This window comes from Achromobacter sp. AONIH1 (genome assembly GCF_002902905.1).
Classification (GTDB): domain Bacteria; phylum Pseudomonadota; class Gammaproteobacteria; order Burkholderiales; family Burkholderiaceae_B; genus Achromobacter.
In genome coordinates, this window is record NZ_CP026124.1 from 801,999 (window position 1) to 824,215 (window position 22,217).

Sequence of the window (22,217 nt, forward strand, 5' to 3'; positions counted from 1 at the left end):
CAGGCGCTTCGGGGGTGAACCTTCCCATGGCCTCCCCTACTCTTGAAACCGGGCAAACCGCCCCCAAATAGTGGTATCGCCCGATACTTGACGGCGTACAGCCCCGATCTGGCCGGGCTCCGGCCCCGGGTTATTCCGGGGGTTTGCCCCCCGCCCCCGACTGTGCTGTAATCCTGCGTCCGGTCGCCATTGGCGGCCTTCGCAGCCCGTGGCAGAACGACATCCGGCAGGTGGCTGCACCGATCGCAGCGCCGGCTTGGCGGCCCTGGCGGGCCAGGAGACGCACCGCGTCCTGGCAGTCACAGTGCCGGCAATCCGCGAAAGATCGGCTCACATCCACCGGCACGCCCACTTGGCGGTCGCCGCAGGCGGCGCCGCTGGGCCGCCCGCCCAGTCCCTGTCTGTTTAACTTCACGCAAGCAGCTTCGCCATGAACACCCCGCGCAGTTTGGACAAAATGGTTCCCGTCACCATCCTCACCGGCTTTCTCGGTGCGGGCAAGACCACCCTGCTCAAGCGCATCCTGACCGAATTCCATGGCCGCCGCGTCGCGGTCATCGAAAACGAATTCGGACCGGAAAGCATCGACAACGACCTGCTGGTGCAGGACCGCGACGAGGAAATCATCGAGCTGTCCAACGGCTGCGTCTGCTGCACGGTCCGCGGCGACCTGATGCGCACGCTGTCCGACCTGCGCGCCAAGCGCCAGGCCGGCGAGCTGAACTTCGAGCGCGTCATCCTGGAAACCACCGGCATGGCCAACCCCGGCCCGGTGTGCCAGACCTTCTTCATGGACGACGACATCGCCGAGTACTACCGCCTGGACGCGGTGGTGACGGTGGTCGACGCCAAGCACGGCATGGTCACGCTGGACGAACAGTCCGAAGCGCAGAAGCAGGTCGGCTTCGCCGACCGCATCCTGATCTCCAAGCGCGACCTGGTCAACGAAGCCGACTACGAAGCGCTGCGCAACCGCCTGGTGCACATGAACCCGCGCGCGCCGATCACGCCGGTCAACTTCGGCGAAGTGGACCTGAAGTCCATCATCGACATCAGCGGCTTCAACCTGAATTCCATTCTCGACATCGACCCGGACTTCCTGGCCGATGAGCACCCCGACGCCGCCCATAACCATGCTCACGGGCATGACCACGGCCACGATCATGGCCATGGCCACGATCACGACGATCATGAGCACGACGGCGAGTGCGGGGCGCATTGCAATCATGCCCATCACCATCATCACCACCAGCACGACGACGAGATCGGCGCCTTCGTGTTCCGCTCGAACAAGCCGTTCGATCCGGCCCGCCTGGAAGAATTCCTGGGCGGCGTGGTGCAGGTCTATGGTCCCGACCTGCTGCGCTACAAGGGCATCCTGTACATGAAGGGCATCAACCGCCGCATGTTGTTCCAGGGCGTGCACATGATGATGGGCGCCGAACCCGGCAAGCCGTGGACCGCGGCCGAAAAACCGTCGACCAAGATGGTCTTCATCGGACGCAAGCTGCCCCAGGAAATTTTCACCCGGGGCTTGGAGCAGTGCCTGGCGGGGTAAACCCCCGTCCTGGATACGTGACGCGATGCGACGAAGGCAGTACTGTGAGGTACGAATAGCGTAGGCAAAAGGCAGCACGAACCGGGAAGGGATCCCGCGCCAGGATCGATTCATAGTGGAGTGTTTACATGGCTACCAAGGCAGCAACCAAGAAATCAAGCAAGTCGACGAGCGATACGGCGATTGATCTGCCCAGCGAAAAAGAATTGCTGGCCATGCCCGAGTCCGACTATATGAACGAACGCCAGCTGGCGTTCTTCAAGGAACGGCTCAAACAACTCGAACAGGACATCCTGGCCAACGCCGGCGAGACCACCGAGCACCTGCGGGAAACCCAGTTCGTGCCGGACCCTGCCGACCGCGCCACGATCGAGGAAGAACACGCGCTGGAACTGCGCACGCGCGATCGCGAGCGCAAGCTGCTCAAGAAGGTGCAACAGTCCATCGCCCGCATCGACAGCGGCGAATACGGCTGGTGTGAGGAAACCGGCGAACCCATCGGCATCCCCCGCCTGCTGGCCCGCCCCACGGCCACCCTGTCGCTGGAAGCGCAGGAACGCCGCGAAATGCGTCAAAAACTCTACGGCGATTGAGTTTGCCCCCCCGAAGCGCTTACGCGCTTCCCCCAGGGGCACCGCTACGAACCAGAAGGTTTAGACCCACCCCCGAGCGCTACGCGCTTCCCCCTCAAGGGGGCGCCGCTACGGACCGGCAAAGCCGGCTCCGTGCGGCCCCGATGAAGTGGCATCGGCTGCATGCGTCGGAAGTGGCTGGGGGAGTGACAGGGTGGTTTTGCAGATACGTTCCGTAATCCGTCCGTCGTGCTGAAAGGCTATGCTGGTTTCCGGCATGGCCTTTTTCTTTTTCCGGAACGAAGATGGCCATGCGGCGGTTCCGGCTCGATGGCGCGCCTTGTGCCGCCCGGTCTTTGTCTTTTCCCGGCCGCCTTGCCGCGCCTTGAATTTTTCCGGCCCGCCCCCAGCTAGTCCTTTCAAAGGAAGGAACGCATGGAACAATTTCACGCCACCACCATCGTGTGCGTGCGTCGCGGCAACCGCGTCGCACTGGGCGGCGATGGCCAGGTCACCCTGGGCAACATCGTCATCAAGGGCACGGCGCGCAAGATCCGCCGCCTGTACCACGACAAGATCCTGGCCGGCTTCGCCGGCGCCACCGCCGACGCCTTCACGCTGCAGGAGCGCTTCGAGGCCAAGCTCGAGAAACACCAGGGCAACCTGATGCGCGCGGCGGTCGAACTCACCCGCGACTGGCGCACCGACCGCGTGCTGCGCCGCCTGGAAGCCATGCTGATCGTGGCCGACGCCGAGCACACGCTGGTACTGACCGGCAACGGCGACGTGCTCGAGCCCGAGCACGGCCTGGCGGCCATCGGCTCGGGCGGCGCCTATGCCCAGTCGGCCGCGCTGGCGCTGCTGCGCAACACCGAGCTGTCACCCGAGGCCGTCGTCAAGCAGTCGCTGGAAATCGCCGGCGACCTGTGCATCTACACCAACCAGAACCACGTCATCGAAACGCTGGGCGAATGACGCACGCCGCGCGGCGCGCCCACAGCGCCGCGCCGCCCCCAGCCCCGCCTAGCCCGAAGGACCCGCTCTCATGTCCGCATCCAACATGACGCCCGGAGAAATCGTCTCCGAACTCGACAAATACATCGTCGGCCAGGACCGCGCCAAGCGCGCCGTCGCCGTCGCGCTGCGCAACCGCTGGCGCCGCCAGCAGGTAGCCGAGCCGCTGCGCCACGAGATCCACCCCAAGAACATCCTGATGATCGGCCCCACCGGCGTGGGCAAGACCGAGATCGCGCGCCGCCTGGCCAAGCTGGCCAACGCGCCCTTCATCAAGATCGAGGCCACCAAGTTCACGGAAGTGGGCTACGTCGGCCGCGACGTCGACACCATCATCCGCGACCTGACCGAATACTCGATCAAGCAGACCCGCGAGCTGGAAATGCGCCGCGTGCGCACCCAGGCCGAGGACGCCGCCGAGGACCGCATACTGGACGCGCTGGTGCCGCCGGCCCGCGGCGTGTCGGGCGAGCCCGAGCGCGGCGAGGACAACAGCGCCCGCCAGACTTTCCGCAAGCGCCTGCGCGAAGGCAAGATCGACGACCTGGAAATCGAGATCGAAGTGGCCCAGGCCGCGCCGCAGATGGACGTGATGACGCCGCCCGGCATGGAAGAAATGGCCGAGCAGCTGCGCGGCATGTTCGCCGGCCTGGCCCGCGACAAGACCAAGCCCAAGAAGATGAAGGTGCGCGACGCCTTCAAGCTGATCGTCGACGAGGAAGCGGCCAAGCGCATCAACGAGGAAGACCTGCGCACCGCCGCCATCAACAATGTCGAACAGAACGGCATCGTCTTCCTGGACGAGATCGACAAGATCGCCGCCCGCCAGGAAACCGGCGGCGCCGACGTGTCGCGCCAGGGCGTGCAGCGCGACCTGCTGCCGCTGGTCGAAGGCACCACGGTGAACACCCGCTACGGCATGGTCCGCACCGACCACATCCTGTTCATCGCCTCGGGCGCCTTCCACCTGTCGCGCCCGTCCGACCTGATCCCCGAGCTGCAGGGCCGCTTCCCGATCCGCGTCGAACTGGATTCGCTGTCGGCCGAGGATTTCGTGCGCATCCTGTCGTCCACCGACGCCTCGCTGACCAAGCAGTACACCGCGCTGATGGCCACCGAGGGCCTGGAGCTGGAGTTCACCGAGGAAGGCGTGCGCCGCCTGGCCGAGCTGGCCTACGACGTCAACGAAACCACCGAGAACATCGGCGCCCGCCGCCTGTACACGGTGATGGAGAAGCTGCTGGACGAGCTGTCGTTCGATGCCACCTCCACCAGCGACAAGACAGTGAAGATCGACGCCGCCTACGTCAACGCGCAACTGGCCGAAGCGGCCAGCAGCCAGGATCTGGCGCGCTACGTGCTGTAAGGCCAGGAGCGGCCCAGGCCGTTCCCCAACCGTCCAACGAAAAGCCCGCCGCGATCGCTCGCGGCGGGCTTTTTTCTGCTTGCGAGTTCTGTTTGATAGCTCTGTTGGCGAAGGGTCGCCCACAAGCGGGCCTGGCCCCGCTCAATTACTGATCGCCGTCACCACATACTTGCCATCCTTGCGCTCGGCGGTGAACTTCACCTTGTCGCCGGCCTTGATCTTGGCCAGCAGCGCCGGATCGGCCTCGTACACCAGCGTCATGGCCGGCAGGTCCAGCGCCTTGATCGCGTCGTGCTTGATGGTCACCTTGCCGGCGGCCGGATCGACGCGGCGCACCTCGCCGCTGGCGTCGGCCTGCTGGGCAAAGGCCAGCGGCGTGGCCAGGGACACGACCGCCATCGCGGTGGCGATCGCCATGGGGGTGGCGTATCTGCGGTTGAAAGCCATGGACTCATCCTCCTGTAGCAACGAAAGCCTGCGCCGGACCGAGGCCGCGAACGCGCTTTCCACAATGCTAGGATAGCGCCCGCAGGCAACAGTTCCCCACCGATTACGCAACAATTCCGACGTTTGTTTGCGGCGCGCCCCGGCGAACCCGGCGCGGGCTTACCAAGCCGTCGATTCCCTAACGCTTCGTCACCGACTACAGGAGCCGCCATGGCCAACCGCCTATCCGTCATCGCCACCCGCACCGGGGACGACGGCACCACCGGACTGGGGGACGGTTCCCGCTGCGCCAAGGATGCGCCGCGCATCGCGGCGTTGGGCGACGTGGATGAGCTGAACAGCGCCATCGGCCTGCTGCTGACCGAAACGCTGCCGGAAGACGTGGCCAAGGATCTGCTGGCGATCCAGCATGATCTGTTCGACATGGGCGCGGAGCTGTGCATACCGGGTCATGCGGCAGTGACACCGGCACAAATCCTGTGGCTGGACGAACGGCTGAAGCACTACAACGCGCAGCTTCCGCACTTGCGCGAGTTCATCCTGCCAGGCGGCTCCCGTGCCTCAGCCCAGGCGCATGTAGCGCGCACGGTTTGCCGCCGCGCCGAACGCGCGGTGGCGACTCTGGCGCACGAAGAGGCCATCCATCCGCCGGTGCGGCAGTATCTGAACCGGCTGTCGGACCTGATGTTCGTGCTGGCAAGACATGTCAACCACGCGCAAGGTCGGTCCGACGTATTCTGGGCCAGCGCGCATTCCCGGCAGAAGCCCTAAATACGCGCCTCGCCAGCGCCACAAGGCACACATACCATGGCCATGCTCTTCTGAGTCGCGAAGACAGACGCTTACATGTGACGACGCCACCTGCAATCTCTGGAAAAAAATTCACGCCATGATTGCGGCATAATTACAGAATACTGGGGAACAGGGCTGAATGCCGGCAGGCTGCTCAAGGGTCATACAAGAATGAGTATCATTGTTACTGGTGGGGCCGGTTTCATCGGTTCCAACTTCGTGTTGGACTGGCTGCAAGCAAGTCGAGAGCCCGTCATCATCCTGGACAAGCTCACTTACGCCGGCAACCCGGAGAATTTCGCTACGGTGAGGAACGACCCCGCGCATCAACTGGTGCAGGGGGATATTGGTGACGCTGAATTGGTCAGCCGCCTGCTGGCAGAGCATGCTCCCCGGGCCATTCTCAATTTCGCAGCCGAATCCCACGTCGATCGCTCCATACACGGGCCTGGCGAATTCATTCAAACGAACATCGTCGGCACGTTCCAGCTGCTGGAAGCTGTCCGCGCATACTGGGGAAGGCTGACGGGCGCAGCCCGTGGTGCATTCCGATTCCTGCACGTTTCAACGGACGAGGTCTATGGCTCGCTAAGACAAGACGAGCCGGCGTTTACGGAAGCACATCAGTACCAGCCCAACAGCCCTTACTCCGCCAGCAAGGCCGCCAGCGACCACCTTGTGCGCGCATACCACCATACGTATGGCCTGCCGGTACTTACAACCAACTGCTCGAATAACTATGGCCCGTATCATTTCCCCGAGAAACTGATCCCTCTGGTCATTCACAACGCGCTCGCTGACAAGCCATTGCCGATCTATGGCAATGGCCAACAGATCCGGGATTGGCTATACGTCAAAGATCATTGCAGTGCGATCCGTCGGGTCCTCGAAGATGGGCGACCAGGAGAGACGTACAACATCGGCGGCTGGAACGAAAAAACCAACCTTGAGGTCGTTCACACGCTTTGCACGTTGCTTGATGAACTCAGCCCCCGAAAGGACGGGCAGTCGTACCGCCAACAGATCACTTTCGTAAAAGACCGCCCGGGTCATGACCAGAGATATGCAATTGACGCATCCCGTCTGGAACGCGAGTTGGGATGGAGGCCGGCCGAGACTTTTGAAACGGGTATTCGCAAAACGGTACTGTGGTATCTGTCCAATCAGAACTGGGTGGAACGAATCATCAATGGCACTTATCGAGAGTGGATTTCCAAACAGTATTCCGCCTGACTCCCGCGAATTCAGCGTGCCTTTTTCAGAACCATCAATATCAGAGCATCAGGACAAAGGCGAAGAACCTGCAGCACTCCAGATCCAATGCCGTCCATTTTAATTCTTCAAGATTGCTGTTTGCCGTTACGCAGCTACATGATTAAGAAAGGTGCCGTGTGAGCCGAACAGCAGCGATTCTCTTGTGCACATATGATGGCGAAAGTTATCTGCCGGCACAACTGGACTCGTTTGATTCCCAAACCTACTCAAATTGGATAGTCCACGCGTCTGACGACAGCCGGGGATCCGGTACAAGAGCAATACTGGAACAATACCGCCAGAAATGGGGTCCGGCGCGCATGTCCATATGGCGAGGCCCTCAAAAGGGTTTTGCCGCGAACTTCCTGTCTCTGGCCTGCAACCCTTCAATCGACGCGGATATCTATTTCTTTTCTGATCAAGATGATATCTGGAAGCCTGCGAAAATTGACCGCGCGGCACGATGGCTGGCGAGCATACCTGACGATGTACCTGCCCTATATTGCTCTCGGACGCAGCTGATCGACGAACACGGCAACTCCCTCGGATACTCCCCGCTCTTCAAACGTCAGCCTTGTTTTGCGAACGCGCTAGCCCAGAACGTAGGTGGCGGCAACACCATGGCGTTCAACAGGGCCGCCAGAGACCTGCTTGTAAAAACCGGTCCACACACTCAGATCGTCGCCCACGATTGGTGGACCTACCTGCTGGTCAGCGCCTGCGGCGGCCACGTCCACTATGACGGCTGCCCATCCATTCTCTACCGACAACATGGCGGCAATCTGATCGGCGCAAACAAGAGCGCGAGGGCGCGCCTGTATCGCCTGAACATGCTCCTGAAGGGGCATCTCAAAGCGTGGAACGACACTCACATTGAGGCGCTCATGCCACATCAATCCATGATGTCGCCTGAAAACCGTGCCAAATTGAATTGCTTTTCCCAAGCCCGCAATCGCTCGTTTTTTCCACGCGTATGGGGAGTTTTGGGATCAGGCATCTACCGCCAGACCGTAATGGGCAATATCGGCTTGGCCGCCGCAGCCCTGTTCAACAGAATTTGAGGCCAAGATGCGATCAGTTCTTTTTGGCAAGGATGGCCAGGTCGGCCGTGAACTTCAACGCGCCCTTCTCTCCTTTGGAGAACTCATCGCGCTGAACCGCGCCGACTGCGACTTGCAAGATCAGGAGGCCATAGGCAACATTTTGTCCAGGCATTCTCCAAGCTTGATCGTCAACGCGGCAGCCTATACCAATGTCGATGAGGCTGAACAGCACGAGAACGCTGCTTACGTTGTGAATGCGCACGCGGTCGGCGCCATGGCCCGGTACGCCCGGCGTACTGGCAGCCTGCTCATTCATTATTCCACCGACTATGTGTTTGACGGTCGTTCGGCCACTCCCTATTCCGAACAGGATCTCACTACCCCCATTAATGCCTACGGCCGTTCGAAACTGTCTGGGGAACAGGCGATTCTTGACGAGGGATGCAATGCGCTAGTATTCCGGACCAGTTGGGTATATTCCCGATATGGGCGGAATTTCCTGAGCACCATACTTAGAGTGGCCGCCGAACGCGATACATTGAGAGTTGTCGACGATCAGCATGGTGCGCCCACTTCCGCTGAAATGATCGCGGATGTCACTGCTCTCGCCGTCTCGGCATACCGCTCCGGCACTTTGGCAACTGGCCTGTACCATCTCACTGCCAGTGGCGAAACGAGTTGGCACGATTTCGCTCGGCACATCATTGATCGGGCGAGCACGAACGGCGCCATCCTGAAACTGACCGCCGACGAGGTTCAGCCCATCCCGACGGCGGACTATCCGACTCCGGCGCGGCGCCCGGCCAATTCCCGCCTGCATACCCGGAAACTGGCTGAAAGCCTGCGAATCCAACTACCGCATTGGGCAGTACACGCCAACCGAACTATTGATCAACTGACGCATCTGGAACAGCACTCGTGAAACGCAAAGGCATCATCCTGGCAGGCGGCTCCGGCACCCGCCTGCATCCAGCAACGCTTGCCATCAGCAAACAATTGCTGCCCGTCTTCGACAAGCCGATGATCTATTACCCGCTTAGCACGCTGATGCTGGCCGGCATCCAGGACATTCTTATTATCTCCACGCCCCAGGACACGCCGCGATTTGAACAACTACTCGGCGATGGCAAAAAGTGGGGCCTCAACCTTCAGTATGCCGTGCAGGAATCGCCCGACGGTCTGGCCCAGGCGTTTCTCATCGGCGAGCAGTTCATAGGCAATGATCTGTCGGCCTTGGTCCTTGGCGACAACATTTTCTACGGACATGATTTCCACCTGTTGCTGAATGCCGCCAATCAACGTCCCAACGGCGCCAGCATTTTTGCCTACCATGTACACGATCCTGAACGCTATGGCGTCGCGGAATTCGACGGGGATGGCAAGGTACTGTCGCTTGAAGAAAAGCCCCAGTCTCCGAAATCAAACTACGCAGTGACTGGTCTGTACTTCTATGATCAACAGGTTATCGATATCGCCAAGAGCATAAAGCCCTCCGCGCGCGGCGAGCTGGAAATCACCGATGTCAACCGCGCCTATCTGGCGCGCGGCAGCTTGTCCGTGGAGATCATGGGCCGCGGCTATGCCTGGCTCGACACCGGAACCCACGCTTCATTGCTGGAAGCGGGCCAATTCATCGCGACGCTTGAAAAACGGCAGGGGCTGAAAGTGGCATGTCCGGAAGAAATTGCCTTCCGTCAGGGGTGGATTGGCGAGGCAGAGCTGGAGTCGCTGGCAGCCCCTCTATCCAAGAACGGCTACGGTCAGTATTTGCAGCGGCTATTGATCGAAAAGGTCTATTGATGAAAGTCACCAAACTCGAACTACCGGAAGTTCTCCTGATAGAACCTCGCGTGTTTGGTGACGATCGCGGCTTCTTCTTCGAAAGTTACAACGACCGGGATTTCCGCTCCACCATTGGCGTGGACTGCGAATTCGTCCAGGACAACCACTCGAAATCCACCAAAGGCGTTCTGCGCGGCCTGCACTACCAGATACAGCAGGCTCAGGGCAAGCTCGTCCGCGTCGTGCAAGGGCGCGTATTCGACGTGGCAGTCGACCTGCGCCGATCTTCTCCGAACTTTGGGAAATGGGTAGGTGCCGAACTGAACGAAACCAACAAGCATCAGCTATGGGTGCCTGCCGGCTTCGCGCACGGTTTCATCGTACTCAGTGAAACAGCGGAATTTCTATATAAAACCACGGACTACTATGCGCCGGAACACGAACGTTGCATTCTCTGGAACGATCCCGACCTGAACATCCGCTGGCCCATCGATTTTGTACCGCAGTTGTCCCAAAAGGACCTGCAAGGCCAGCGATTCGCCAATGCCTGCGTATATGACTAGTTTCAAGTCTGGCGCGACGCCGACTGCGGTCAAGGCGTCCGTCATCATACCCACCAAGAATCCGGGGGAGATCTTTCGCCGCGTTCTGCCTGCAGTGCTCTCGCAGGAAACCGGCTTCAGCTTCGACGTCCTGGTCATCGATTCGGGTTCTAAGGACGGCACGGTCGAATTTGTGCGCGGCGTTGAGGATCAACGCTTGCGTCTCATGGAAATTTCGCCGTCCGAATTTGGCCACGGCAAGACGCGCAATTTGGCCGTTTCGCAAACCACCGGCGAATACGCAGTGCTCATCACTCATGATGCACTCCCGTACAATCTGCATTGGCTTGCTGCCATGGTGGCCCTGGCCGATTCAGACCCCCGAATCGCCGGCGTGTTCGGGCGCCATTGTGCGTACCCGGAGGCCAGCCCCTACACCAAACGCGATCTGGACGGGCACTTTGGCAATTTTGCCGGACAGCCCGTGGTCTGGCTCGACGACAAGGCCCGCTATGACCGTGACGAGCCCTACCGCCAGCGCCTGCACTTCTTCTCGGACAACAACGCGCTGGTGCGTCGATCCGTGTGGGAACAGATTCCCTATCCCGATGTCGATTTTGCCGAGGATCAGATCTGGGCCCAGCAAATCATCGAAGCCGGATGGAAAAAGGGCTATGCGCATGATGGCCTGGTCTACCATTCGCACGATTTCGCCTTGTTCGAAAAACTGCAGCGCAGTTTCGACGAATCGCATGCGCTGTATCGTTTGTTCGGCTATGTCTTGTCACCAAGCGCCAAGCACATGCTGCGCACCTGGCTGGGGTCGACACACAACGATCTCGTCTATGCGCGTGTCGCCGGCTTTCGTCGCAGCCATTTCGGTACTGTGGCCAAGATGCCGCTCCACAACCTGATGCGAGCAATCGGGCACTACCTCGGCTCACGCGCCCAACGATTACCGGAGTGCGTGCGCAATTGGCTTTCTCGGGACCGGCGCATGATGCATGGATTGCCAACATCCGGCTGGCGAACAAGAAAAACGCAACCATGAAACATATATTGCACAAGGCGCGAGCAGCGTGGCGCTATGGCCGCACTCACGGTCTCAAGGCGTTGCGCCAGCGCATCCGGCAAGAGTTCAACAGCCAGGCCCTGATGGGCAGCCCGGTGTTCGCCAAGGCGGAAATTGTCCGCGCCTACGGCTTCGTGGTGGAACATCCCGTCGGGGCACCGTATCGCCCCGGCATGGCGTCTCCCAACACCGTGAACTGGTTCATTCCCCAGGTCGGCCGCGGCTCTGGCGGACATTTGAATATTTTCCGTTTCATCCGCAATCTTGAACATCAGGGATTCGACTGTCGAATCATCATTTCCGGCGGACCGCCGACACTCGATCCCCGGGAAGTCGAACGGGAAATCGCCGATTGGTTTTTCCCCCTGAAAGCCAAGGCCTATATCGGTTCCGACAGCGCGCCGACCGCCCACATTTCGATCGCTACCGCGTGGCACACCGCATACGATGTCCGCAACTTTCAAACGACGCGGCATAAATGCTACTTTGTGCAAGACTATGAGCCCTGGTTCTTCCCCGCGGGCTCACTGGCAACCTTCGCGGAAGAAACCTACCGATTCGGATTCACCGGGATCACGGCCGGCACGTGGCTGGCCGACATGCTGCATAGAGACTTCGGCATGACCACGCACGCCGTGAGCTTCTCCTATGACCGGGAACTCTATCGCGTCCTCCCAAGAAAGAACCCTGAAACAAAGAACATCTTCTTCTACGCGCGTCCAAATACCGCCCGGCGCTCGTTTGAACTGGGCGTGTTGGTACTCGCCGAAGTCGCCAAGCGCCACCCTGACGCCATCGCAGTGCTTGCCGGTGCGGACCTGAGCGGCTATGAAATCCCGTTCAAACATACCAATCCAGGCATCGTCGATCTGGCAGATCTGCCGGCCCTGTACGCGCAATGCGATGTCGGCCTGGTCCTGTCCTTCTCCAATCTGTCGTTGCTGCCGCTCGAGCTCATGGCTTGCGGCGTTCCCGTGGTCAGCAACCGCGCGCCTTGTACCGAGTGGCTGCTCTCTGACGAAATCGCCCTGCTTGAACGTCCTACCGTCCTGGCCCTGGCCAATGCGATCTGCACTGTCCTGGAGAATCCACAGGAAGCACAACGCTTGCGCGCAGCAGGATTGAAAGCCAGTGCGGCGACCGATTGGGCGGCGGAAGGCATGAAAATGGGCAAGGTACTCCAAACCTTGGATGCCGCATCGGAACCGTCCGCCGGACAGGAGTCCCTTGCGTGAGCGCATTGAAAGACACTCGCTGCGCCGTGCTAGGCGCGGGCGGATTCCTGGGTACGACGCTCTGCCAGCGCCTGCGTGGCCAAACAGCCGCGCTGCGCGCGTTCGGGCGCCGCCAGTCCTTCCCCGACGCGTTGCGTGGCATCGAATGGCTGACGGGCGACTTCGCCGACATTCAACACGTCAAAGAAGCCATTCACGGGTGTGACACCGTTTTTCACCTCGCCAACGCCACGACGCCGGCCAGTGCCAACCAGGACAAGATCGCCGATTTGCAATCCAACGTCGCCTCGACGCTGGGATTACTGGATGCGTGCCGTGACCTGGGCATCAAGCGCATTATCTTCATTTCGTCGGGCGGCACGATCTACGGTCTGCCCAAGCAGGTACCCACGCCGGAATCCGCACCCACCATGCCGATTACCGCGTATGGCATTTCCAAATTGTCGATCGAAAAATACCTGGCGCTCTATGAGTACCTGCATGGCATCGAGTATCGTGTACTCCGGGTGGCCAACCCCTTTGGTCCCTACCAGACGGCAATCAAGAGTCAAGGCGCCATCGCCGCCTTCATGCAACGCTGCCTGGACGACGCGCCGCTTCAAATCTGGGGGGATGGCTCTGTCGTCCGGGACTATATCTACGCCGACGACGTCATCGATGCGCTGATCCAGGCAGTCAAGCACGAAGGGACATCCCGTGTGTTCAACGTCGGGGCAGGCCATGGCCGCAGCCTGCTGGACATCATCCAAGCCATCGAGTCGGTATCCGGACGCTCGCTTGCCGTGGAGTTCCTGCCCAAACGCGACATGGATGTTCCATGCAGTGTTCTGGACACGTCGCTCGCCGCGCAGGAGCTAGGCTGGCACGCGAAGACGCCTTTTCCGGAAGGCATCAGGCAGACGTGGGCGTGGATCAGCAATCGACACCTCATCAAGCACCATTCCTGAATGATGGCTCCTATCCTGAAACCTCGCGCCGCTCTCCGCCGCCTGCGCACGCTCTCGCAACATCATGGGGGAATATGGGCTGCGCTGCGAAAGGCCATTCGAGCATTCCGGACCAATGGCATCGCCGGCTTGCGTGCGGGGCTCCGCCCGCCCCCTCTCCCCAGCCTGCCACCTGGCCGCAACCGGCCGGACGATGCCGATGACCTGGCGATAGAGGTGCCATTCAACTATTCACCGCATATCAAGTCTCAGCGGCTGTGCGCCATCATCCACGTTTTTTATCCCGACCTGTGCGCGGAAATCATCAAGTACCTGGAGAACGTGCCCAGCGGAATCGACGTATTCGTTTCGACCACATCGGACACCAAGCGCAGGGAGATCGAAGACCATTTCACGGGTTTCACCAAGGGCGCGCTGGAAGTACGAGTCTTCGAAAACCGCGGGCGCGACATCGCTCCCAAGCTGGTGGGCTTTCGAGATGTCTATGACCGATACGATATAGCCTTGAGCCTGCACACGAAGAAATCCCCTCACGGCGGTTCGCCGCTAGAGGGCTGGCGGCACTATCTATATGAACACCTGCTCGGCTCGCCCCTCATCGTGGCCTCCAATCTGGCCCTGTTGCAATCGGGCACCGTCGGCATGGTGTTTCCGCAGCATCTGTTCTATCTCAGGCCGATCTTTGCGTGGGGCGCCAACTATCAACGCTGCCGCGACCTGCTGGCACGCACAGGAACCGGGATCCATGAAGGGATCTATCTTGAGTGCCCCACTGGCTCGATGTTCTGGTGCCGGACGGATGCCTTGCGAAAACTGCTGGAACTCGATCTGCAATTCTCGGATTTTGACGACGAGGCAGGCCAGATAGACGGCACGCTTGCACACGCCATGGAGCGCGCCTTTCTGTACGCCGTGGAGGCTCAAGGCTATACCTGGGCCAAGGTGTCCCGTCGCGATCTTTACCCATTACCGCATACACTGCTGCCGATCAACCGGCCCAATGACATTGCACCATCTTTGCAATTGGTGCATCGTCCGTTGCTGCAGCCGACGGCGTCCTTTCACTGAACCACACTACTCATCTGGCTTATGTTCATCCGCCTATTTGCCAACGCCCTGAGCGACATCAGCGCCGGCATGAAGCGTCTACCCCTGGTCGCCACCCTGGGATGGCAGGACGTCCGTCAACGCTATCGACGCTCCATGCTCGGACCATTCTGGCTGACCATCAGCATGGGAGTCATGATAGGTACCATCGGTCTGGTTTTTGGACAGATTTTCAAAGCACCCACCGAGGAATATCTGCCGTTCCTCGCCGTCGGACTTATCCTTTGGGGGTTCATTTCGACTGCATTGACCGAGGGCTGCACCAATTTCATCCAGGCCGATGCGATCATCAAGCAATTGCCCATCCCTCTGATCGTCCATGTCCTGCGACCAATCTGGCGTAACGTGATCATCCTCGCGCACAACTTTGCGATCTTCCCGATCGTGCTGTTCGTGATGGACAGGCCCGTCACAGAGACCATCTGGCTGGCCCTGCCCGGCTTCCTCCTGCTGCTGTTGAACCTGACCTGGCTATCGACGGCACTGGGCGTGGTGTGCGCCAGGTATCGTGACATCCCGCAGATCATTGCAAGCTTGATGCAGGTCGTCTTCTATCTGACGCCTATCATGTGGCTGCCAAACCTGCTGCCGGAGCGCGCTGGCATGTACATGCTCACGTTCAATCCATTCTTCCATTTGATCGAAATCGTCCGCGCGCCTTTGCTGGGCCAACTTCCCAGCACCCAGAATTGGCTGGCAGCATGCGGCCTGGCCGTATTCGGCTGGACTCTGACTCTCGCCCTCTATGGGCGGTACCGTCGTCGTATCGCCTACTGGCTTTGACGCTCACTCATTGCAGTTATAGAAATCCATGGCTTCAATCGAATTCGACCGTGTCTGTGTCGACTTTCCCATCTACAGCGCGAGTTCCAGGTCCATCAAGAAGCGTATTTTTCAGGTTGCGACGGGCGGGCAGATCAGTGCGGACGAGAATGGCCGCATCACCGTGCGAGCGCTGGAAAATCTGTCCTTCCACTTCAAGGATGGAGACCGCATCGGTCTGCTTGGTCATAACGGTGCAGGAAAGAGCACACTGCTTCGCCTGCTCAGTGGCGTCTATTCGCCGTCGAGTGGCTCGGCAAGAACCGTAGGCGAAATCGGTTCCTTGATCGACATCGGCTTCGGAATCGACGCAGAATCATCGGGGCGTGAGAATATTTTTCTGCGAGGGTCGCTGCTGGGCCTATCCCGTGCACAGATCAAGCAGCATATCGATGAAATCATTGATTTCTCGGAGCTTGGCGCTTTTATCGACATGCCCTTGCGCACGTATTCCGCCGGCATGCATCTGCGTTTGGCCTTCTCTGTTTCAACCGTGATTCGCCCCGAAATCCTGTTGATGGATGAATGGCTGTCGGTAGGCGACGAGAGCTTCAAACACAAGGCCGAAGCTCGCTTGAACAACCTAGTCGCATCTACTAACATATTGGTCCTTGCGAGTCACTCGAAGAGTTTGATCTGCCATACCTGCAATCGGGTCATTTGGCTGGATCATGGAAAAATCAGGATGGATGGCAACGCGACAGACGTCGCGGACGCCTACTTCGGCCAATAACGGCACTTGCGCGCTCTACTCGATCCTCAACACTCATTTTTATGCCCCCCCTTGCCAAGGCAAAGCGCTTGGCCGCCCGCCTACTCGGCCGGCTGCCAGGACAGCCCGCCGCCATGATCGGCCATAGAGTCGATCCGACGATTGCCGCAATTTTCGATGCGTATTGGTATTCACGGCACGCGCCCAAGCTTGCCGAGGGAGAAGACCCGCTACGCCACTATTTGTCATCCGATCCTGCCGAGCAATCGGATCCACATCCGCTGTTTCACGGTCGCTGGTATCTGCGCAACAATCCCGACGTAGCGGCCAGCGGCCTCAATCCGCTTGCACACTACGTCAACTATGGCGCAAAGGAAGGACGAGCGCCCTGCGCTTACTTCGACGGAGCCTGGTACTCGGCAACCTACCTGGGAGCGAGTCCCCGGACCAATCCGTTGCTGCATTTCATCCAGCACGGCGCCCAGGCTGGCCATCAGCCCAACCCACACTTCAATACGAAGTGGTACGTCGAGCATCACCCGGAAGCAGGAGCGGCCGACACTGACCCGTTGAGCCACTACATCTACCACGGCGAGCGCCGAGGCTTCTGGCCCAGCCCTGAATTCGACCCGGCCTGGTACATCAGTTACTACCCGGACTCCGCGCTTTGGCCCCAGGGTCCCTTTTCCCACTATCTGCTTTTTGGACAAGCCGAAGGGCGCGCCGGCCATCGGGCAACGGACCACGACACGGAAACCGTGGCGCATTCGCCGGATCATGCTGAACCCCCCGCCACGCTGCTCGACCTGTTCGATGCCGCATGGTATCGCCGGCAGGTGCCGGACCTTTCCCTTCAATCGGATCCGCTGGAACACTACCTGTCGGAAGGGGCAAAGAGAGGACTGGACCCTCATCCTCTTTTCCACACGCAATGGTATCTGTCCCGCTACCCGGATGTCGCCGAATCCGGACAGAACGCGCTTGAACACTACGTCCTCTACGGCGCTTCGGAACTCCGCGATCCGTCGGAGTACTTCGACGTACAGCAATACTGCACGGAATATGCCGCGCTGATTCCCGCCGGTGCAAATCCGCTGGTGCATTTCCTGCGCCACGGCGCCCGCGCAGGCCTGAATCCCAATCCCTATTTCGATACGCGCTGGTATCTGAGCCGATACCAGCGCGTCACCCAGTCGGCCTTCAACCCGCTCGTTCACTATCTGATCGAAGGGGAAAGGCTGGGCTATCTGCCCAGCCCTGAGTTCGACCCTGTACGATATGCGCAAACGCATGCCGACACCCTCAACTGGCGCTATGGTGCGCTTTCGCACTACCTCATATTCGGCAGGTATGAGGGCCGCATGCTTTCCCCCCCCGAACCCGCCAGCCCAGTCCAGCCGGCCGCCAGCCCGGTCGTTAACGACGTACCCGACATCGTGGTCGACGAACCTCTGGAGGATATGCGCGCGCGATTGCCAGAGGTGGAACCCCAGCAGAACCCAACGCCAGAACCTTCGAGCGATCCGGCAAGATCGACTTCAACGCCAGCCACCAGCGGCCACATGCCAAACGTCTTGCCGGCAGGGCCAGTCCTGAGTCATGATCCCGGCAATCCGCTCGGCACACTCGCCGAGCTGTTCGACGTCAACTGGTACCTCGCGCACACTGACGATCCCGCCGCCCGCCGAAATCCGCTGGGACACTATCTTCTGGCCGGCACGGCGCAAGGATTGAATCCTCATCCCCTGTTTCATACGGCTTGGTATCTGGCAACGTATCCGGATGTCGCCGCCAGCGGAATCAACCCGTTCGCACACTATGTCGCCAACGGCGCACGCGAACTGCGCAATCCGTGCCGGCTCTTTGACGCGAAATGGTACGCCGAACGCTATCCCGACGTGCCCGCCGACCATGGCAATGCGCTGAAGCACTACTGCACGCACGGAGCCAGGGAGGGCCGGGATCCTCATCCTCTCTTCAATACCAGGTGGTATCTGGATACCTACCCGGAGGCGCTCGAGTACGGTTTCGATCCGCTATCCCATTTTCTCCATCACGGAGAATCGGCAGGCTATGCCCCAGGCCCCACGTTCAACCCGGAATGGTACAAGCTGCGCCACCCCGATCTGGTTCACTGGCCCGACAGCCTGCTAGCGCACTACCTTGCATTTGGCATGGCTGAAGGCCGCACCGCAGCGCCCGGACCTCTGGATTTTCAATCCGAGACCGAATTGCGCAACGCCATCGCGGCGGCGGCGCCGTCGCGCGAAAGCCTGCAAGCAACAATACGGTTGCCGGTGACCGGCCTGCGATCGCTGCGGGATGCCGCCGGAGATGCTTATCCCATCGTCCTGCAAGATCGTGCCCAGCAGGCGGAAGGCGTGACCCGGATCAAGAGTTTTCCCGGATTGGCCTACGTGGCCAAGCTGGACCATGCGGTGCTGCTAGCCGGCACCCGCTACATGATTGCGCGCGACCACATCATCCACGATGAGGTTGCCGCATATCAAGACGAGCCTGCCGCCGCGTTGAAATACTATCGCGCGGCCTTCTGGAACAACCGCAAGGAAGTCTTCTTCGACTTCGCGCTGCGGCCGAATCAGGAAATCGCGACGGGCATCAATTTGATGCACGAATACTCAAACAACTATTTCCATTTCGTCGCAGAAACGTTGCCCCGTCTGGTCCTGGCCGATGAGGCCGGGCTGCCCGACGACTTGCCTTTCCTGGTGGAACGGCAGCTGCATGAAAACATGCTGAAGTTGCTTGAATACGCGAACACGAGCACCCGTCCGGTGCTGTTCCTGGAGTCGGGCACCATGTACCCCGTGCGCACGGTGTATCAGCCCTCCGATGTCACTTCAGTCGTCGATGCCTACAATGGCGGGCCGATCGCGCGTCAGTCCTTCCTCGACGTCGGGCGCATCCGAACCGCGATTGACCGATGCAAGGCCCGGTTTCCCATCAAGGCGCCGGGACGCAAGCGCAAAATATACGCGGGCCGAAGCGGCAAGATCCGCAAACTCACCAACCAGGTCGAGCTCGAATACGAACTGGCCAGGCGGGGATTCGAAATCCTGCGCACGGACGAATTCAGCCTGGAAACACAGATCCAGATTTTCCGGGACGCCGAGATCATCATTGCGCCTACAGGAGCCCAGATAACCAACATCGTCTGGGCGGACCCTGGCACCCGCCTCATCGTGCTCGCCTCGGACCATCCCAGCCACCAGCTGTATCTGTGGGAATTGCTTGGCCGCGTATCACAAGCTCAAGTCGAATTCGTCATCGGCCCGCGCGCCTACGTCCGTGACGATCGCTACAGCGTTCACGACGACTATTCGGTGAATGTGCAAGACGTACTTACTCGGCTCGAAGACACACAAGACATACCAACCCAGCTCGACGCCAGCGCATAAGGCAAGATTCACATGCATGATCAACCGTACGAATCACTTGACTCCGTCATCGAACTAGTCGATCTCAGCAAGATTTCCGATCCACGCGGCAATCTGACCTTCATCGAAGGCAATCGGCATGTTCCCTTTGACATCAAGCGGGTCTACTACCTGTACGACGTTCCGGGTGGCGAGATGCGCGCCGGACACGCGCACCACCAGCTGCAACAACTCATCATCGGCATATCCGGGAGCTTCGATCTCGTCCTGGACAACGGCTACGAGCGTCGCACGATCACATGCAACCGCCCCTTCCGCGGCGTGCTGATGAAATCGCTCGTATGGCGCGAATTGAACAACTTCTCCTCCGGCGCCGTGTGCCTGGTGCTCGCGTCGATGCCATACGAAGAGTCTGACTACATCCGAGATTATCAAGACTTTCTCAAAACCGTCGAACAGAGACGACTGAAATGATCCCCTTCTTTGACATCCACGCCACTCACGCAGCAGTCGCAAACGAGCTGAAAGACGCTTTTGCCCGTGTGCTGGCAAGCGGCCACATCATCATGGGCAGCGAGCTTGAAAAGTTCGAGACGGAATTCGCGGCGTATTGCGGGGTCAAGCACTGCATTGGCGTTGGCAATGGCCTGGACGCTCTGGCGCTGGCCCTGCGCGCCCGGGGCATAGGCCCGGGCGACGAAGTCATCGTACCGTCGCAGACCTTCATCGCAACGTGGCTGGCCGTCAGCATGGTGGGCGCCACGCCAGTCCCCGTGGAGATCGATCCCGGAACATATGGCCTCGATACGAGCCGCATTGCGGCCGCGCTTACCGCGAAAACGAAGGGCATCGTGCCGGTTCACCTATATGGCGCACCGGTGGACATGAAGGGGATCAGCGATATCGCGGCGCGGCACGGTCTCTTCGTCCTGGAAGACGCCGCGCAGGCGCATGGCGCCCAATATCTTGGCCGCCGCGCTGGCGCGCTGGGCGATGCCGCCGCCTTCAGTTTCTATCCGACAAAAAACCTCGGCGCACTGGGCGACGGCGGCGCGATCGTCACCAATGACGATCGCCTGGCGGCAGATCTGCGCCGCCTGCGCAACTACGGTTCCAACAAGAAGTACGTGCATGAAGTCGCGGGCGTCAATTCCCGGCTCGACGAACTGCAGGCGGCATTCTTGCGAGTCCGGCTTCGTACGCTGGATAAGGAGAACGATCAGCGTCGCGCCATCGCCGCCCGCTACACCGAAGGTCTGCGGACCCTCCCCGGCATCACGACGCCTGTCTCCGTCGCCGGCGCCGTGCCCGTCTATCACCTGTACGTCATCCGCAGCAAGCAACGCGATGCTCTGGCGGCATATCTGAACGAACACAAGATCGGCTGCCTGGTCCACTACCCGACGGCGCCTCACATGCAAGCAGCCTACGCAGAGCTCGCGCTGGCGCTAGACAGCCTGCCCCTGGCACGAGCGGCAGCGGCGGAGACCCTGTCCCTGCCGATGTGGCCCGGAATGTCCGAAGCGCAAGTCGACACGGTCATCGACCGCATACGCCAATTCTGCGCGCAGTAACGAACCCATGAGCCTCCCCGTTTCCGTCATCGTTCCTATCTTCAATCAGGGAGACTATGCGCTTCGGGCCATCGACAGCCTGTGCGCGCAGACTTACGACAATCTTCAGATCATTGTCGTCGATGACGGATCCAGCGACGGCAGCGCCAAGCGCGTCCGGCAGCATTTCGGCGCGAAGATCACGCTGCTTGAACAGGAGAATGCCGGCCCCAGCGCGGCGCTCAACGCGGGCTTGCGCATCGCGCAAGGGGACATCATCGCGCTCATGGGCGGCGACGACATCGCCACGCAAGATCGGATCACCCATCAGGCAGCCATTCTCGGCACCGCGAATTGGGACGTGGTCTTTTCCAAGCCCCAGCTCATCAATGAGACAGGCGCCCCGATCCGGGATGGGCTCTATCCGGTTTTTTTCCAGCCCCCCCGCGAATCCAACTTACTGCGCAGCCTGTTTTTCGACGACAACTATCTTTGCGCCCCTTCCGCAACCATGCGGCGCAGCGTGATCGATGCCGTCGGCCCCTTCCACGAGGGGCTGATCCAACTTCAGGACTACGATTACTGGTTGCGCGCGGCGGGTCAAGGCTATCGGCTGGGGCTGTTCGACCACCGCATCGTCGCCTATCGTCGCCACACCGGCAATTTGTCGGCCGCGACGCGGGACCTGGCCACACGCACCGAAATTCCCATCGTCCTGGAAAGCGTACTGCAGACGGCGCGGCCCAGCGTTCTGCGACAGACCTTCCCGGAGTTCACGCAACCGGTCGCCGATCCCGAGGCTCCGTTGAACCTGTTCGAACAAAGCGCGGTATTGCTCGCCCACCCAAGGCAGGAAGTCAAGATGCGTGGCCTGACGAAGGCCATCGCCTTTGCCAAGGACACGCAGGGCGCCGCCGCCGGCACCAAGCCGCACCTGTTCCGCTACATCTACAACGCCGGCAACGCCATCCGTTGAATCCGTGTATGGGCTTGCCCGACGC

21 protein-coding genes are annotated in these 22,217 nt (G+C 60.3%); 20 read left to right on the forward strand and 1 reads right to left on the reverse strand.

The window, feature by feature from the left end:
- Positions 1-430: 430 nt before the first annotated feature.
- The 4 genes from C2U31_RS03660 (at position 431) to hslU (ending at position 4,510) form a co-directional block, all read left to right on the forward strand.
- Positions 431-1,558 (forward strand): GTP-binding protein, encoded by a 1,128-nt coding sequence (locus C2U31_RS03660; protein ID WP_103271602.1) that lies wholly within the window; start codon positions 431-433, stop codon positions 1,556-1,558.
- Positions 1,559-1,686: 128 nt separating this feature from the next.
- A complete protein-coding gene (gene dksA / locus C2U31_RS03665) occupies positions 1,687-2,151 on the forward strand; it encodes an RNA polymerase-binding protein DksA (protein WP_006389752.1) in 465 nt (154 codons plus the stop codon).
- 414 nt (positions 2,152-2,565) lie between these two features.
- Positions 2,566-3,105, forward strand: coding sequence for an ATP-dependent protease subunit HslV (gene hslV, locus C2U31_RS03670; protein WP_103271603.1), 540 nt, complete (start codon positions 2,566-2,568; stop codon positions 3,103-3,105).
- A 70-nt stretch (positions 3,106-3,175) separates the two neighbouring features.
- On the forward strand, positions 3,176-4,510 hold the full coding sequence (hslU, locus tag C2U31_RS03675) for an ATP-dependent protease ATPase subunit HslU (RefSeq protein WP_103271604.1): 1,335 nt from the start codon (positions 3,176-3,178) through the stop codon (positions 4,508-4,510).
- Between the two features lie 141 nt (positions 4,511-4,651).
- Here the strand turns inward: hslU and C2U31_RS03680 are convergent, their stop codons facing one another.
- Complete coding sequence (locus tag C2U31_RS03680; RefSeq protein WP_103271605.1) at positions 4,652-4,957, reverse strand: copper-binding protein; 306 nt, start codon at positions 4,955-4,957, stop codon at positions 4,652-4,654.
- A 210-nt stretch (positions 4,958-5,167) separates the two neighbouring features.
- Between C2U31_RS03680 and C2U31_RS03685 the strand changes: the two genes are divergently transcribed.
- The 16 genes from C2U31_RS03685 (at position 5,168) to C2U31_RS03760 (ending at position 22,192) form a co-directional block, all read left to right on the forward strand.
- The gene (locus C2U31_RS03685; protein WP_103271606.1) at positions 5,168-5,728 is read left to right on the forward strand and encodes a cob(I)yrinic acid a,c-diamide adenosyltransferase; all 561 of its coding nucleotides are present in this window, start codon (positions 5,168-5,170) and stop codon (positions 5,726-5,728) included.
- 192 nt (positions 5,729-5,920) lie between these two features.
- A complete protein-coding gene (rfbB, locus tag C2U31_RS03690) occupies positions 5,921-6,982 on the forward strand; it encodes a dTDP-glucose 4,6-dehydratase (protein ID WP_103271607.1) in 1,062 nt (353 codons plus the stop codon).
- 158 nt (positions 6,983-7,140) lie between these two features.
- Positions 7,141-8,064 carry a glycosyltransferase family 2 protein gene (locus tag C2U31_RS03695; protein ID WP_103271608.1) on the forward strand — a complete coding sequence of 308 codons (924 nt, stop codon included), beginning with the start codon at positions 7,141-7,143 and terminating at the stop codon, positions 8,062-8,064.
- Between the two features lie 7 nt (positions 8,065-8,071).
- Positions 8,072-8,968 (forward strand): dTDP-4-dehydrorhamnose reductase, encoded by an 897-nt coding sequence (gene rfbD, locus C2U31_RS03700; RefSeq protein WP_103271609.1) that lies wholly within the window; start codon positions 8,072-8,074, stop codon positions 8,966-8,968.
- Positions 8,965-9,846, forward strand: coding sequence for a glucose-1-phosphate thymidylyltransferase RfbA (rfbA, locus tag C2U31_RS03705; RefSeq protein ID WP_103271610.1), 882 nt, complete (start codon positions 8,965-8,967; stop codon positions 9,844-9,846). The genes rfbD and rfbA overlap by 4 nt, the downstream gene beginning before the upstream one ends.
- Positions 9,846-10,391, forward strand: a complete 546-nt coding sequence (rfbC, locus tag C2U31_RS03710; protein WP_158658301.1) for a dTDP-4-dehydrorhamnose 3,5-epimerase — start codon at positions 9,846-9,848, stop codon at positions 10,389-10,391. The genes rfbA and rfbC overlap by 1 nt, the downstream gene beginning before the upstream one ends.
- Complete coding sequence (locus C2U31_RS03715) at positions 10,384-11,421, forward strand: glycosyltransferase family 2 protein (protein WP_103271612.1); 1,038 nt, start codon at positions 10,384-10,386, stop codon at positions 11,419-11,421. Before rfbC ends, C2U31_RS03715 begins: the two co-directional genes overlap by 8 nt.
- Complete coding sequence (locus C2U31_RS03720) at positions 11,334-12,677, forward strand: glycosyltransferase family 4 protein (protein ID WP_233772633.1); 1,344 nt, start codon at positions 11,334-11,336, stop codon at positions 12,675-12,677. Before C2U31_RS03715 ends, C2U31_RS03720 begins: the two co-directional genes overlap by 88 nt.
- Positions 12,674-13,624: an NAD-dependent epimerase/dehydratase family protein gene (locus C2U31_RS03725; RefSeq protein WP_158658302.1), complete on the forward strand. Its 951-nt coding sequence runs from the start codon at positions 12,674-12,676 to the stop codon at positions 13,622-13,624. Before C2U31_RS03720 ends, C2U31_RS03725 begins: the two co-directional genes overlap by 4 nt.
- A complete protein-coding gene (locus C2U31_RS03730) occupies positions 13,625-14,692 on the forward strand; it encodes a rhamnan synthesis F family protein (protein WP_103271615.1) in 1,068 nt (355 codons plus the stop codon).
- A gap of 21 nt (positions 14,693-14,713) precedes the next feature.
- Positions 14,714-15,514 carry an ABC transporter permease gene (locus tag C2U31_RS03735; protein WP_103271616.1) on the forward strand — a complete coding sequence of 267 codons (801 nt, stop codon included), beginning with the start codon at positions 14,714-14,716 and terminating at the stop codon, positions 15,512-15,514.
- Between the two features lie 28 nt (positions 15,515-15,542).
- Positions 15,543-16,286: an ABC transporter ATP-binding protein gene (locus C2U31_RS03740; protein WP_103271617.1), complete on the forward strand. Its 744-nt coding sequence runs from the start codon at positions 15,543-15,545 to the stop codon at positions 16,284-16,286.
- Positions 16,287-16,354: 68 nt separating this feature from the next.
- Positions 16,355-19,684: a DUF563 domain-containing protein gene (locus C2U31_RS03745; RefSeq protein WP_158658303.1), complete on the forward strand. Its 3,330-nt coding sequence runs from the start codon at positions 16,355-16,357 to the stop codon at positions 19,682-19,684.
- A 12-nt stretch (positions 19,685-19,696) separates the two neighbouring features.
- Entirely contained in the window at positions 19,697-20,137 is a 441-nt protein-coding gene (locus C2U31_RS03750; RefSeq protein ID WP_103271619.1) for an FdtA/QdtA family cupin domain-containing protein, read from the forward strand.
- Positions 20,134-21,237 carry a DegT/DnrJ/EryC1/StrS aminotransferase family protein gene (locus C2U31_RS03755; RefSeq protein ID WP_103271620.1) on the forward strand — a complete coding sequence of 368 codons (1,104 nt, stop codon included), beginning with the start codon at positions 20,134-20,136 and terminating at the stop codon, positions 21,235-21,237. The genes C2U31_RS03750 and C2U31_RS03755 overlap by 4 nt, the downstream gene beginning before the upstream one ends.
- A gap of 7 nt (positions 21,238-21,244) precedes the next feature.
- Complete coding sequence (locus C2U31_RS03760) at positions 21,245-22,192, forward strand: glycosyltransferase (protein WP_103271621.1); 948 nt, start codon at positions 21,245-21,247, stop codon at positions 22,190-22,192.
- Positions 22,193-22,217: the final 25 nt, after the last annotated feature.

Coding starts and splice junctions, on each gene's coding strand:
- hslV (WP_103271603.1), top strand. CDS start 2,566: ATGGAACAATTTCACGCCACCACCATCGTGTGCGTGCGTCGCGGCAAC.
- dksA (WP_006389752.1), top strand. CDS start 1,687: ATGGCTACCAAGGCAGCAACCAAGAAATCAAGCAAGTCGACGAGCGAT.
- C2U31_RS03740 (WP_103271617.1), top strand. CDS start 15,543: ATGGCTTCAATCGAATTCGACCGTGTCTGTGTCGACTTTCCCATCTAC.
- C2U31_RS03755 (WP_103271620.1), top strand. CDS start 20,134: ATGATCCCCTTCTTTGACATCCACGCCACTCACGCAGCAGTCGCAAAC.
- C2U31_RS03715 (WP_103271612.1), top strand. CDS start 10,384: ATGACTAGTTTCAAGTCTGGCGCGACGCCGACTGCGGTCAAGGCGTCC.
- C2U31_RS03760 (WP_103271621.1), top strand. CDS start 21,245: ATGAGCCTCCCCGTTTCCGTCATCGTTCCTATCTTCAATCAGGGAGAC.
- C2U31_RS03660 (WP_103271602.1), top strand. CDS start 431: ATGAACACCCCGCGCAGTTTGGACAAAATGGTTCCCGTCACCATCCTC.
- rfbB (WP_103271607.1), top strand. CDS start 5,921: ATGAGTATCATTGTTACTGGTGGGGCCGGTTTCATCGGTTCCAACTTC.
- rfbD (WP_103271609.1), top strand. CDS start 8,072: ATGCGATCAGTTCTTTTTGGCAAGGATGGCCAGGTCGGCCGTGAACTT.
- C2U31_RS03680 (WP_103271605.1), bottom strand. CDS start 4,957: ATGGCTTTCAACCGCAGATACGCCACCCCCATGGCGATCGCCACCGCG.
- hslU (WP_103271604.1), top strand. CDS start 3,176: ATGTCCGCATCCAACATGACGCCCGGAGAAATCGTCTCCGAACTCGAC.
- C2U31_RS03730 (WP_103271615.1), top strand. CDS start 13,625: ATGATGGCTCCTATCCTGAAACCTCGCGCCGCTCTCCGCCGCCTGCGC.
- C2U31_RS03750 (WP_103271619.1), top strand. CDS start 19,697: ATGCATGATCAACCGTACGAATCACTTGACTCCGTCATCGAACTAGTC.
- C2U31_RS03735 (WP_103271616.1), top strand. CDS start 14,714: ATGTTCATCCGCCTATTTGCCAACGCCCTGAGCGACATCAGCGCCGGC.
- C2U31_RS03685 (WP_103271606.1), top strand. CDS start 5,168: ATGGCCAACCGCCTATCCGTCATCGCCACCCGCACCGGGGACGACGGC.
- rfbC (WP_158658301.1), top strand. CDS start 9,846: ATGAAAGTCACCAAACTCGAACTACCGGAAGTTCTCCTGATAGAACCT.